Source organism: Anaerocolumna chitinilytica (genome assembly GCF_014218355.1).
GTDB lineage: Bacteria > Bacillota > Clostridia > Lachnospirales > Lachnospiraceae > Anaerocolumna > Anaerocolumna chitinilytica.
In genome coordinates this window covers 1,897,184-1,911,662 of sequence record NZ_AP023368.1, presented here as the reverse complement: position 1 = coordinate 1,911,662, position 14,479 = coordinate 1,897,184, and the positions used below count along the sequence as shown (strand labels likewise).

9 protein-coding genes are annotated in these 14,479 nt (G+C 38.2%); 2 read left to right on the top strand and 7 right to left on the bottom strand.

Annotated features, from left to right (window positions below; genetic code table 11):
- Positions 1-24 precede the first annotated feature (24 nt).
- Entirely contained in the window at positions 25-912 is an 888-nt protein-coding gene (locus tag bsdcttw_RS08260; RefSeq protein ID WP_185258904.1) for a helix-turn-helix transcriptional regulator, read from the bottom strand.
- A 170-nt stretch (positions 913-1,082) separates the two neighbouring features.
- Here bsdcttw_RS08260 and bsdcttw_RS08255 point away from each other — a divergent pair, with 170 nt between their 5' ends.
- Positions 1,083-2,045: an alpha-L-fucosidase gene (locus bsdcttw_RS08255; protein WP_185258903.1), complete on the top strand. Its 963-nt coding sequence runs from the start codon at positions 1,083-1,085 to the stop codon at positions 2,043-2,045.
- 204 nt (positions 2,046-2,249) lie between these two features.
- Here the strand turns inward: bsdcttw_RS08255 and bsdcttw_RS08250 are convergent, their stop codons facing one another.
- The 3 genes from bsdcttw_RS08250 to bsdcttw_RS08240 all read right to left on the bottom strand — a co-directional run bounded on the left by bsdcttw_RS08250 (position 2,250) and on the right by bsdcttw_RS08240 (position 5,893).
- On the bottom strand, positions 2,250-3,326 hold the full coding sequence (locus bsdcttw_RS08250) for a GGDEF domain-containing protein (protein ID WP_185258902.1): 1,077 nt from the start codon (positions 3,324-3,326) through the stop codon (positions 2,250-2,252).
- Between the two features lie 249 nt (positions 3,327-3,575).
- Positions 3,576-4,502: an ROK family protein gene (locus bsdcttw_RS08245; protein WP_185258901.1), complete on the bottom strand. Its 927-nt coding sequence runs from the start codon at positions 4,500-4,502 to the stop codon at positions 3,576-3,578.
- A 17-nt stretch (positions 4,503-4,519) separates the two neighbouring features.
- On the bottom strand, positions 4,520-5,893 hold the full coding sequence (locus bsdcttw_RS08240) for a glycoside hydrolase family 1 protein (RefSeq protein ID WP_185258900.1): 1,374 nt from the start codon (positions 5,891-5,893) through the stop codon (positions 4,520-4,522).
- Positions 5,894-6,019: 126 nt separating this feature from the next.
- Between bsdcttw_RS08240 and bsdcttw_RS08235 the strand changes: the two genes are divergently transcribed.
- Positions 6,020-6,721 carry a helix-turn-helix domain-containing protein gene (locus tag bsdcttw_RS08235; protein WP_185258899.1) on the top strand — a complete coding sequence of 234 codons (702 nt, stop codon included), beginning with the start codon at positions 6,020-6,022 and terminating at the stop codon, positions 6,719-6,721.
- Positions 6,722-6,933: 212 nt separating this feature from the next.
- Here the strand turns inward: bsdcttw_RS08235 and bsdcttw_RS08230 are convergent, their stop codons facing one another.
- From bsdcttw_RS08230 to bsdcttw_RS08220, 3 genes are all read right to left on the bottom strand, one after another.
- The gene (locus bsdcttw_RS08230) at positions 6,934-10,353 is read right to left on the bottom strand and encodes a glycoside hydrolase family 2 TIM barrel-domain containing protein (protein ID WP_185258898.1); all 3,420 of its coding nucleotides are present in this window, start codon (positions 10,351-10,353) and stop codon (positions 6,934-6,936) included.
- Between the two features lie 22 nt (positions 10,354-10,375).
- Positions 10,376-12,562, bottom strand: a complete 2,187-nt coding sequence (locus bsdcttw_RS08225; RefSeq protein WP_185258897.1) for an alpha-galactosidase — start codon at positions 12,560-12,562, stop codon at positions 10,376-10,378.
- Between the two features lie 135 nt (positions 12,563-12,697).
- The gene (locus tag bsdcttw_RS08220; RefSeq protein WP_185258896.1) at positions 12,698-14,470 is read right to left on the bottom strand and encodes a type 2 periplasmic-binding domain-containing protein; all 1,773 of its coding nucleotides are present in this window, start codon (positions 14,468-14,470) and stop codon (positions 12,698-12,700) included.
- Positions 14,471-14,479: the final 9 nt, after the last annotated feature.

Sequence of the window (14,479 nt, the reverse complement as noted above, 5' to 3'; positions counted from 1 at the left end):
ATGCATTTATTAATTTACAGACTACTATTGTTTTTGTATATCAGAACGACAGGAACCTGGTGTATATCCGAAGTGTTCTTTAAATAGGGTAACAAAATATGGGTAGGATGAAAAGCCGCAAACTGCGGCTATTTGCTTGACTGGAAGATCGCTTGAATGCAGGTATCGTTGTGCAACCTGCAAGCGGTATGCTGCCAGATAATCAGAAAACTTAATCCCCATTGTATTATGGAATATCATTGAAAAATAAGTTGGTGATAAGCCGGCTGCATTTGCAGCATCAATCAGATGTATGGGATTGCGATAGTTTTTTTGGATAAAAGAAACCGCTTTTCGAATCGGCTCCTGTGGAATCTGAAGATTTATGGTATTCTCCGCCTTCTGATTTCTTAATAAATAGATACAAAGATTTTCTACATTGGCTCGAATATATATTTGGCTTAGAATATCTTCAGAGGACTGTTTAAACTCTTTATGAATTTTTTTAAGCAGCCTTAGCATATCGTCCCATTCAGCAGTACCGACTGTAGCGCACAACGGCTGCTGTACCTTTTCAAGTTCTTGTAACAATGGTTCTGAAAGAAATGCTGCGGAAAACATTAGGTTATAATATCGAATATGTTCGCCGCTTTCCGTAAGCTGTCTGTGATAATCAGATGGACGTATAAGCTGCATACTTCTGATTCCCATGGTAAATACTTCACCATTTACAAGAAACCTTGAGGCTCCCTCGTAAATAATGGATAGTTCAAAAAAATTATGAAAATGCAGTTGTTCATTAAAACTGCTCTCGTGTTCCGAATAGCAATCCCACATATTAAATTCTCTATTTTCTAAATAATAATCTGATATCAAGATATCAGGTTTCTTATTATTTATATCTCTCTTAATATTTAGATTCTTCTGCTTCAAACAGAAACCTCCTTTATGTAGTAGGTACATTTCTTAATATAGCAAAATACTCTTACTTTAACAAGTTGTTTCGATATTTTACGATTTCTTATTAAATATTATTGAATTTTATGATTTCTATTTACTAGCTTTTCGGAAAATGCTACTATTTCGAAAAAGGAGGTAGGAATATGCTTTCACTAATGGAACTACAAAAGCAATTTATCAATATGAGGTTAGGAACCTTCATTCACTTTAACAGCAGTACCGTTCAATTTAATTCAAGTGAAATGGAAGACTGGGAATATGATTGTGAGAATAATGATAAGCCCAGACTTTATCCTTTCGATGAGAAAGACTGGAATCCTTCACATTTGGACTGTGATCAATGGGCTGCCGTTGCCAAAAGCGGCGGATGTAAATTCGCCGCATATACCGCTAAACATCACGAGGGATTCGCAACCTGGCCTACTGCCTATTCCGAGCATAGCGTAAAAAATGCAACGAATAAGACAGATGTGGTGGCTGCCTATCTTAAGGCTTTTCGAAAAGTGGGGATTGAAGCTGGGTTATACTTCTCTATACTTGATTTAACAGCCGGAATCAGCAAAAAATCATGTAATGAAGAGCAGAAAAAAATAATAAAAGGACAGATTACTGAACTTCTAACCAATTATGGTGATATTCCATTCCTGATTTTGGATGGTTGGAATGCCCCCTGGGGAGGCCCTTCTTATGAAATGCTTCCCTTTGAAGAGCTCGATGATCTGGTAAAATCTTTACAGCCTGACTGCCTTCTGATGAATATTGGATGGACAGAAGGCATTGATGGCTCCGATATTTTATTTTTTGAAAATGGTGCAGGACAGGATGTCTATTCTGATTTTAAAGGTCCTGGAGTTTTATGTCAGAAATTAACCGGAACATGGTTTTGGCGGGCTTCTGATCCGGTTACAAGTCCTGTCAGCGCATCATGGGCGTTAGAGAAAATGCATCAATATTTTACGATGAATGTGAATTTTGTCCTTAATCTCAGTCCGAATAAAGAAGGCAGAATTGATGATAATCTGGCAAACGAATTTGAGATAATCGGAAAGGAACTCGTTCTGCCGGAACCAATTAAGGAACTTCCTTCCGGCTGGTTGAAAAGGTAATACTAAACGATTTCGCTATTCTGTAAAAGCTTCTCATCTGTCAGTGCTATTATTCTGTAAACCCAAAGCTTGCAACATAAGATTCTATCCTATACCTGGAGTTGATGGAGTCAGGCTGGACTGCGATAAAAGCCAAAATTGAAACAAAGGTATCAAGACATGCTATCCTGATACCTTTGTATTTTTATACTATAAATTTATCTACTAAATAGGTTCTACACGTAAACGCGTTGTTTGATTCTTGCCATTATTCTTAGATTGATAGAGCAGTTGATCCACTTCAACCAATAGTTGGTCAAAGCTCCAATGGTGTCTGCTTAGTGTACTAACACCAATACTTATTGTAAACGATATCATTCCGTCTTTGATGGGTATTTTAAGTGATTCAATATCAGCACGTATTCTTTCAGCTATATTATAGGCCTCTGCGTTATTAGTACCAGATAAAAGAATCACAAATTCTTCACCGCCATATCTTGCAAATATATCTTTCCGCCGTATGTTTTGGTTAATTGTTTCGGACATTGTTATAAGGACCCTATCTCCTAATTGATGGCCATATTGGTCATTAATCTTCTTAAAATCATCGATGTCCAGCAAAATAATAGAAAAAGGCTTATTATTCATTTGATGATTCGCAAAATATTTTTCCCCTGCTCCATTAAGATATCCCCGATTAAAGGTACCGGTCAGCGCATCATGATCAACTAAGAATTGCATTACCTTTTCCTTTCTAGAGAGCTGAATCGAATAGGTATAAAAGATTATGAACATAGCAATCAGAGTTATTATGAGACTTATATGCTTCAATAAATTTAGATTAATACCTTGCATAAAATCTAAAATTGGTGTGTTTGCATAATTTTCACAAATAAAAAAAGAAATAAATATTGCTATTGCAAGACCAATGGATATATTTCTTTGTCTTGGTTGGTATAAGTCACTGATCAAAAATAATATAGCCATGGTATCAAAATATTGATAGTGGAAACACACTACATTAGAAAAAACAAAAAAGGTTTCGAATAGAACAATCCATATCGCATCTAGAATTGAAATGAAAATCCCAACAGTCTTATGACCTTTTTGATACAGATACAGGGCAACCGGAAATGGAATAAACGCAATGAACAACAGCAGCGTTGCAAACCAATAACCTTTCCACACAAATAATACTGCGAAAAATACAATGACTGCCATTGATATCGTGCTAAAAACTTTAAAAATTAATTCTCGAATATCTTTCATATTTCTATAACTTTCCTTATGCGTTAGATCCATTTTACCGATCTCCTCCTTGTGTCGCTGCGACTATTAATCTATTATCGCTCCCTTATGAAGATATCCTTATTCCCTGAACTCATAACCATACGATAACATTTGAAAATTAAAGTGTCAACAGTACAACACATTAGATGAAACTTATTTTTAATAAAATAAGTTTCAGCCGCTTTCACTCATTTGAAGGCGGCTGTTTACTATGCTTATGTAAAGTTCTTTGAATCGGAAACCCAAACCCGTTTTATACTTTTACTCTTTCCGAAGAAGGTAATATAAGGCCCCATAAAGATTGGCATCAAGGGCCAGTTCGCCTTTTTTAACCTGAATCTGAAAATCACCTGTATCAACACTAGCCATCTCAAGCATTACAGCGACTTCCTCCCCTTCCATGATTTTTTTAGGAAGCTCTAAAAGTTTTCGATTGACCATATCAAGTATGATACCCTGTTCAGAAAGTCCACCGGTTATAACGATACTGTCAAGGTCCAGAAGCATAGCAGAGTTATAGACAATCAGAGCAATGCACTGGCAATATTGCTGAAGCATCTGTAAGGCAAGAGGATCACCTTCAGCGGCGAATTCGAAAAATCTCTCTCCCGTCATCTGTTCCATAGGTATCTGCTTCATGGCAGACAACTGATATAGTAACAAATAAAAAGCAGTTGATATTCCTGCCAGCTCATATTGGCTGCCGCCATAAGCGTTTATCATCCCAAACAACATAGCTGCGTTTAATTTAGAGCCTTGATAAAGTTCTCCGTTAAGAATAAGACCACACCCAAGTCCACTGCCCAAGACTATTACCAAAAGATTTTTAGTACCTTTTCCCGCACCTTTCCACCATTCTCCCAAGGCTGCTGCAAAGCCGTCATTTAATACAGTTACAGGAAGTCCCGTCCTAAACTCCATTTCTTTCTTCAGATTAATTCCCTGAAGTAATTTTCTAGTATAAGCCCTATAAGTGTCTCCGTCGGTATACATCCTGCCATTGGTACTGATGGCAATCTCATCGGCTTGATGTCTATATTTTGATACAATCTTCACCATATTGTCAAAGTATTCGTCCACCGAATGATAAACCGTAGGTACCTTCTCTCTTTCCAATATCTTACCTTCCGTACTCATCAATGCAAACTTTGTATTTGTTGCCCCAATATCAAAAACCAGTTTATTCATCTCTACACCTCATTAAATTATAATTCTTCCCCATTACTGGCAATCACCTTTTTAAACCATTCAAAGCTTTTCTTTTTATAGCGGGCAAGATCCAAAAGTTCCGTATCTGTACGATTGACGTAGATAAATCCATATCTTTTCTTCATCTCTCCCTGGGAGCTTAATATATCGATAGGACCCCAGGTCAAGAATCCCATCAGATTCACACCATCCTCTGAAACGGCTAACTTAAGCTGATTTAAATGATTCTTAAAATACTCTATACGATAATCATCTTCTATGGACTGATTCTCATTTAGTTCCTCATTAACACCGATTCCGCATTCTATAGTAAAAACAGGAAGCTGATAACGATCATATATTTCCTTTACCGTCAGTCGGATACCAACTGGATCTATGGTCCAGCCCCATTCTGTCTGTTCCAGATATTCATTTTTTATAGGTTCTGTAAGCAATTTCAATATGATTGATATTCCTTCCGCTGTCTCTCGTGCCTTTACCGGTGCAGACATGTAATAGCTGTGAGCAAGAAAATCCATTGTACCAAGCCGTATATATTCCAAGTCCCCATCCTCAAAGGGAGGTGTTATTCCAGCTGCTTTCCATTCATGAAGAAGGTCCGCCGGATATTCGCCCTTTGCCAATACATCAAGAGTCTGATAGTTATACCCGCGGTTTGCTTTTTGAGCAGCAAATACATCCTCCGGCCTGCAGCTGGCAGGATAAAATGGTGTAAAATTGACCATTCCCCCTACTTTTGCATGGGGAGCATATTTACGCAGGATATGGCTGACGGAGGCGGAGGCTAAAAACATATGGTGCATGTTAACTGCAATAATTCGTTTCTTTTCCAATTCCGACGTATCCTTTGGCAGATATAGAACAGAAATCAAAGATGCGGCATTCTGCTCATTAAATGGGATATAATACTTTACCCTGGTACCAAATCGTCTTATTACTATTTCAGTATATTTCTTGAATGCATCAACAGTTTCCCTGCCTATCCAGCCTCCATATTTCTTCATTAATGCAACCGGCATGTCAAAATGATAGAGGCATACCACTGGTTCAATATTATATTTTAAAAGTTCATCAATTACTTGCTCGTAAAAGAGCAATCCCTCTTCATTCAGCTCACCTTCTCCGTCAGGAAGAATTCTCGCCCAGCTTAGTGAGAATCGATAGGCAGTAAAGCCCATCTGCGCAAACAAAGCGATATCCTCTTTATAACGGTGATAGAAATCAATGGCTACTTTCCAGTCTGACCCTGATTTCGTTTTTTCCTGAAGATCATAAACGGTGAGGCCTTTTCCGCCTTCATTCCAAGCACCTTCTGTTTGCATGCTTGATACCGAACCACCCCACATAAAATCCTTTGCAAATACGCCCATATAAAGTTCTCCTTTAGAATATGAATGAGATTGGTCAATACTGACGAATCTGTTGTAATTGTAGCATTTCTTTGATATAATTCTTGTAATATTTTATGATTATCATAATTATTTTGAGGTGGTTTTATGAGTAGAAGAGAAGCAGAAAAAGCATTGAAACAAATGCTGATGTCTAGTTACAATCATTATTCCAGAACTTATGAACACAAGATTATCACTGCCTTTTTTCAGGGAAGTAATGCTCAGCTGCCTGATCTGACAAAGTATGAATTTCCGCTGGCACCGCAACCTCTAAGATCAATGAAAAACAATATGATCTGTATGGTTGCAGTAATCTGCCGTTACGCTGCAGATTTTGGTGCAGATGATGAACGCTGTTATGCACTCAGCGATTATTATATAAATAAAATTGAGACCGGCACAGATATAAAGAATTGGGATGATTTTTCAACTGAGATTTTGAATCATTTTGTTGAATTGGTGCATACCGGAAGAGAAGAAAAATACACTTTACCGGTCCGCAGAGCGATTCGTTATATTAATCAGCACCTTTATGACCCCTGCAGCCTAAGGGATGTGGCGGTTGCCATAAAACTAACCCCCAGCTACTTATCAGCATTATTCAAGTCAGAAACAGGGATGACTCTTACCCACTATGTAAGAGATAACAAAATCAAAGAAGCTAAGAGCATGCTTCAAGAAGATGGTTATTCCATTTCTGAGGTAGCTGATATGCTGGGCTTTGACAGTGTCTCCTATTTTTCTAAGGTGTTTCGTATCATCAATAACTGTTCACCTCAGGAATTTATTCGTGGTTATAGATGCTAAAGTACCCACTGTAAATAATCATGATACTGTTTATTACCAATCTATAACAGTAAAAGTCCGTAGTCATCAGGATACTATTTTTTCTGTATAAGAATAAGCAAGACAAACTATATACACAGGATGCCTTGCTTATTCTTTGTTTTATTCTGTTAGAGATAGTACATGAGCAGAATATACCTATTTCCATACCAGTGCAAATACTGCTATGATAATTATTCTTCCGGATAAAACTGGAACCATTTAAAATCAAAACTGCTTCCCGGTAAAAATAAAAAACTCACCTTTTGCTTTCCTGTAACCTTATTTACCTTAAACTCATATTCTTCATAATCAACGGAATATGGAATCTCAAAACTTTGTCTTTCTTCAGATTCATCACCCTCGAAATTAATATTAATGGTATTTTTATCTGTTCTGGATTTCCCGCAAATAACCACTTTTTTTATTCCCCGTTCACCAAAATCCATATTATTAAAATCAATGGCAACGTTATTTCCTATCTTTTCTATAGCCTCTTTCGTAACTGTAAAACAATCTCCGTATATGTTATTGTAATCTCTGGCGTATAGTCTGGCATAGGCTTTTTCGTAATAAGTAAAAGTAAAGCCCTGGATATCTAATTTGTCCTTAATCCCGATACACAAGGTAGTAATTCCTTTTAGCCGTTTTGGTAGTTTATATGTCTCGGTCTGATACGTATTCCAAATAAAATCCTTATCATAAACCGTATCCAAAAGCAGATGGGAATCTTTCTCTCCCGGAATTCCCTCCCAGAACTCAATCCGGGTTGAATTATGACTTAAGTGATAAATCGGCAGTGTAATTTCATCCGATCCATAATCACCAAAATCCACATTCTTAAATCCTATATAGTTCGAAGTATCATCTGTTGAGACACCCCCTAAGAGTCCGCTATGGAATTCTCTGTTGCCATAATTGTAAAGGCCGGCTGAAACAAATTGATACGGATTTATCAAAGCCTCACCCAAACCGGTTATTTGAAATTCCAATTCCGATATAACCCGCGGATTTTTGCCTCCGTTTTTAGCCATACAGCAAAGTCGAAACTCACCGTCCCCCATAGCGGTAACAACAGCTTCCCCTTCCTTTACCCTGACCTTGGCTATATTTGAAATAATACCGTTTACCGTCATGGCTTTCCATTCAATCTCTTTATAGGTCGCATTTTCCGGAAGTATCCTGGCAGCTACAATGGTTTCCGGGGTTTCTTTGGTCAAATGGTTTACCCCTCTGCTTATCAATTCGATTTTTCTGATAGGTATTTCCTTCTCTTCCACTGATTGTATATTCTCGGTTACTGAGGAAACCCCCGGTATCTTTTCGCAGGGCAAAGCATCTAAGCGCAGTACTTCTGTTTTCATTCCCGGCGAGGATACCTCACAGATAATACTGCCCGCCTCTTGCTTTGAAGCTATCATAGCAAGCAGTTTTCCTGAGAATAATCTTCTGCTGGTTCCTTTATAAGAATCGTAGTCCGTGCTGTCACCATTATCAAGGCCTACAAGTCTGCCTGCACCGCTTAGCTTTACCTCTACCCGGTTACCCGCATTCCTGACCGGAACTCCCTTCTTATCTGTCATGGATATTTCTACAAAGGCCATATCCAGACCATCCGCCTTTAGTGTGCTTTTATCCGGTTTCAGAATTATATTTGCTGCATCCTCAAAGGAACTTTGCATATCCGTTGCTATCACCTGGTCATTTTCATCATAGGCTACGGCTTTAATAGTGCCCGGCTGATAGGGAATCTGCCATTCTCCGCTAAGTTGTTTTCCTTTTTCATGATCTATATAAAACACTCCTAAAGAAGTATCATTAAAAAACAGTTCTATTTTCGGTGCATTAGAATAGACTCTGATATCGATTAACTGCCTTTCATTAAAATCCCAATAGGGAAGAAGATGTATCATAGGATTCTGCTTATAATCAGTCCACTCTGCCTGATAAATATAAAAGGCATCCTTTTTAAAACCAGCAGTATCTATCTGTCCAAAATAAGAATTCTTTGTAAAGTAAGGTGTGGGTTCTCCAATGTAATCAAAACCGGTCCAGATAAACTGACCAAGGCAAAATTTTGCATCCCGGTCATCTATAATATTTTTTTGTGAATTTTTTGCTCCCCAATTGGTAGAGCAATTTCCTAAAGAAGAACACTGCTCGTCTTCATGGGTTACAAGTACATTACTGGCCGGAAAATGATAGATGCCCCTGCTTTGAATCGTTGAGGCAGTTTCACTGCCATAAATAATCCAATGGGGATATTTTTTATGATGCTCATCGTATAAGGCTTCACCATAATTATATCCTGCTATGGGAAGCTCTTCGGTACATTTTTGTGCATTCTCCCATTTCATATAGTTAGATCCTATAGTTACCTGTCCGTTTTTCTTGGGGTCGTGCTTTAGGACCAGATCTCGAAGCATTTTTGTTATTTCAAGCCCTCTTTCACTGGCATGGGTATCATAAATCTCATTTCCAATGCTCCACATAATAATACTTGGATGGTTTCTATCCCGACGAATCCAGCTTGCGACATCCTTATGGCACCACGCAAGGAAAAACCTGGCATAATCATATTCGGTCTTCGGCCGTTCCCACATATCAAAAGCTTCTGAGACTACTAAAAATCCTAATTCATCCGCCAGCTCCATTAATTCTACCGCAGGCATGTTATGGGAAGTCCTTATTGCATTAACCCCCATTTCCCTTAGTATCATAAATTTTCTGCGAAGAGCAGCTTTATTCACAGCTGCTCCTAAGGCTCCCAAATCATGGTGTTCACATACACCATGAAGCTTAATCCCCTTCTCATTCAGGTAAAAGCCTTCTTCATTGTCAAACCTAAGAGTACGAAATCCAAAGTTCTGGCTTACCGAATCTATCTGGCTTCCCTCAATGAAAAGCTCTGTTTTTAATTCATACAAATTGGGTTCTTGAAGATTCCAAAGAAGTGGATTGTCTAACATTAAAACCTGAGGATAGCATGTAACTTCCTTGGTTAAATTAATTTCCTCCTGGCAGACAGCTGCTATGTTCCCGGCTTTATCCAGAACCGTATTCTTAAGGATACCCTTCATGTGAACCCCGGACTCATCTATTAATTCTGATTCAATCTCAAGCTTCCAGCCCTCTGCTTCCTTACTGGTAGTTATATAGATACCATCTGAAATGAAATGTACCGGTTCCGTAATCTTCAGCCAGACACTTCTGTAAATACCGGCGCCGGAATACCAACGGGTATTCAGATTCTGATAAACCACCCGGACTTTAATTTCATTTTCACCTGGTTCTAAATAATCCGTTATGTCAAATTCAAAGGAGGAATACCCATATTTCCATTCCCCCACCATACGATTTCCCACATATACGGTAGAGTCCATATAAACTCCCTCAAAATAAAGGAAATAATGCTTCTTACCAAGGTCATCTAACGTCAATTTCTTTTTATACCAGCCTTCGCCGGTCTCGTATAGCTCCATCGTATTATAAATCAGCCAGTCATGAGGTATATCAACTTCCTGCCATCGGATATCATCCTGACTTATTCTTTCAAGAGAGGTTCCTATATCCTGTTTTGTAAATTTCCATCCTTCATTCCATAAATACTTCATTTTCTTATTCCTTCCTCTTATTTCATACGGCCGTTAAATGAATCAGAAATCCCTTAAAGTCTCCCGATATCTTAGTCAGATTCAAACCGGCAAACATTAGAGTATCACCGCCATATATCCTGTCTTCCCCTTCAATTTTATAATTCTTGTTCGGATCCAGACCTTTTAAATAAATTCTTCTGCTATGGTAATTGGGTCTGTTTAACACCTGTATATAGGTTACCAGGGCTTCATCTTTCTCTTTCGATACGACCTGAAAGCAGTCATAGAAATGATTTGTCCTATAAGAGGCTATGCGGTAGTAATCACCGGTACGGATCAACTCATTGTATTTCTTATACAAGGCAATCTGTTCCGGTATCTTTTTTCGGTCTTCTTCCGGTATTTTGGTTACATCCAGTTCATACCCAAAGGTACCGGCAAGTGCAACATACCCCCTTGTTTCAAAAGGAGTTACTCTTCCTACAGTATGATTGGGACAATCGGATACATGAGCACCAATGGTGGATAAAGGGTATATGAGAGCAGTCCCTTCCTGTATTAATAGCCGTTCAATGGCATCCGTATCATCAGAGCACCAAATCTGTGGACTGTAATACAGCATTCCCGGATCAAATCTGGCTCCGCCGCCGGAGCAATTTTCAAGTAATAAATAAGGGAATTCTTTTAAAAGGCGTTCCTGTAATTCATAAACCGCAAGAACATATCGATGGCTTAATTCTCCCTGACGGTCCTTTGGCAGTCCCAGACTTCCCAAATCCGCCAACTGCCTGTTCATATCCCATTTTACATACTCAATATTAGCACTTCTTAGTATACCTGCCACGCTTTCATAGGTGTGTTCCAATACTTCTTTTCTTGTTAAGTCCAGAACATATTGATTTCTGCATAATCCCCTGGTACGTCCCGGTATACCGATTGCCCAGTCAGGATGTTCACGGAATAAATCAGAATCCGGTGATATCATTTCAGGCTCAAACCAGATACCGAATTTCATTCCCAATTTATTTACTTCCTCTACTAAACTTTTTAAACCTTTGTTTATTTTTTCTTCGTTTACTTTCCAGTCGCCCAATGCCCGGTTATCATCATATCTGTTCCCAAACCAGCCATCGTCCATAACAAGCATTTCTATTCCAAGTTCAGAAGCTTCTTTTGCAATGGATATCAGCTTATCAGAATTAAAATCAAAGTAAGTTGCTTCCCAATTATTAATTAAAACAGGTCTCTGTTTATCTTTATATTGTCCTCTGATCAAATGATTTTTGTACAAATCATGATAGGTACGGGTCATTCCGCCAAGTCCCTGCGAAGAATAAACCAGTACTACCTCCGGAGTTTGAAAGGTTTCTCCTGCTTCTAATTTCCAGCAAAAATGATCTGGATGAATTCCCATAACAGCGCGAACACTTTCAAATTGGTCTAAGGATACATTTGCAATAAAATTGCCGGAATAAACAAAATGCATACCATAGACCTCTCCTGTCTCCTGGGTAGCTCCTCCTTCTTTTAAAGCAAAAAAAGGATGGTACTGATGACTTGATTCTCCTCTGTTTGAACTGACTCCCTGAAATCCATGACATACTTTGCTCTCCTGAATATGCCTCTCTCTCGCCCAGGAGCCATGTAAAGTAACAAGTTCAAAATCTTTATTGTCCATATCAATACATGCAGATAACACCTTGGTTAAATAGATATCCTTCTGTGATGTATTATGAACATGCACACTTCTTATAATAGCATCTATTTCTTCGAATACAGAGTAGAATAGCGTAACAGTAAGCCCTAAATTAGAATCCCTCAGCCTTAGTTCTAAGGTGGTACATTGATCTTTTTCGGCAAAAACGGCGGGTAAACCTGTAAGTCCCGGCTTTCCATCGTATATTTTATAAGAATCATAAAATAATTCCAGAGCCTCATATCCTTCCTGATCTCTGATTTCAATAGCACTTTCCCTAAAATCACCAACACCACCAGTTGGATATTCATAAGAAAAGGTATCTAAAAAAGGAAGCTTATCCCGTTCATTAACAGAAGGTGTAAAAGGAGGTTCTTTTATTCTTAATAATTCCGCTGCGTCCAGTCCCCTTAATTTTCTGCCATAATAAACATGCCCTGCATATTTTTGATCTGCAATTTTTATTAAATAACTGCTGCTTGGGGAATCCAGTTTAAATAAACATTCATCTTCATAATATTTAATTGCCATGTAATAACCTCACATTTTTTGATTAATTCCTTATACTTTTAATGGACCTTACAGGATACACAAAGGTGTATCCTGTAAAGTCCATCTATTAGTTAACCGGAATACTGATTAAGAGTCCGGTAACAAATTTGAGTTTTATTTGACTACTGCTGCTCTGGCCTGTTTTTGTGCTTCTGCATTCGCCTTATCTACTTCTAATACCTTATCATAACCAAGACCCAATGCAGTTTCCTTCATATCTTTGATATACTTATTATATTCGTTATCGTCTTTAGCAAATACTGCACGCCATGAGTATTCCTTTATTACTTCCTGTATCTGATTTCTTATGGTAGTAATATCAGATGCTTCTGCCGGAGTGGAATAACCGCTGCCAGGTGAAACCACAATCTGATTGTTTTTTGAAAAGTAATCAACTGCATTTTTTGCATTCATATGAGTCTGCCAATCTTTTTCAATATCGGAAAGGCTCTTTTGAGTAAAGGAATCCCATAAACTATAATCATAAGGGAATCCTGTGTCTGGATTAACTTCACCTGCAGATATGGTTTTATAATTCAACTGTGACATACCATCCTTATATTTTCCTCCCCCTTGTTCCTGAGGCATATCCGTATTGGCTGGATCTGTCATGCACTGATAACCTAAATCCGTTAATTGCGGCTGATTATCCTTCATATCCCAGGTAACTCCCTTTGCTCCTGTTGTAATTAAGGTAATTGCTTCCGGTGAATAATACCAGTCAATAAAATCCATTAACCTTTCTTTATCCTTTGCCTTGCTGCCTATCATCATTGCTACACCTGGATTACCTTTTGCATAACATCCCCATGTATATAATTTAAAATCATTGATTGCAGCGGTATCGAATAACTTACCTTCCTGTTTATGTTTGTCTGAATTATATCCGGCAGACAACCAAGGCCAGGGAGACCATAAGATAGCACCATCTACATATTTATTATAAACAGTATCATAACTTTGGGTTGTGGATTCCGGATCTACAAGTCCCATCTGGTTTGCCTGGTAAAAGAACTTAAGGCCCCTCATATATAACGAATCATCATCCAATGTACTCTGCGGTTCAGCAGAATCGTCTGCTTTTTGCCATAAAAATCCTGTATTGGCATAGCCATAATAAGAAGCTACCTGAGTTGCTATGTTCATAAATGAACCATCCCAATCTTTAAAGAATGAAAAAGCATATGCTTTTTTACCGGAATCACTTACAACATTCATATCCTGCATTTGTTTCATTACAGGAAGCAAATCCTCCATGGTTTTCATCTCAGGATAACCCATCTGTTTGTATAAATCCCATCTTAAGTAAGTACCAAAATTCAAGGTAGTACCGCCTAACGGTTTCGTGGCCGGATTTACTGAAACTTCTGACGGAATTCCCCAAGTACCGGCTGTTGTGCTGTTATTTTGATTAGAGAATTGGATAGCCTCCTTATATTTCTCCAGATTTTTTTCTCCGCTCATCATATCTGTCATATCAACAATTAATCTCGCATCAACCAAATCCTGCAGTTTTCCTCCCGACATGGGATAAATAATTAAGTCACCAAGATTTCCGGCGGCACTGCGTGTCTGATACAATGTTTCACCACCACCTGCTACATTGGGAGAAATGATATTTAATTCCATATTAAATTTGTCTTTTACAATTTTCCCAAACCACCCTGTTTGAATTCCTTGATAATTTGCAAGGGAATCAAATACATCTACAGTAATGAAATCCTTATATTTTTTACTTCCATCACCGGCACTGGAATTCTCTTGAGCTGTGTCGGTATCCGTATTCGTTTTTACCTGGTTGGTTCCCTCTTTGCTCCCCGAGCATCCGGATAACAGGGATATCACCATACCAAGACACAATAGTACACTAATAATTCTTTTCCTCATTTTTTTCCT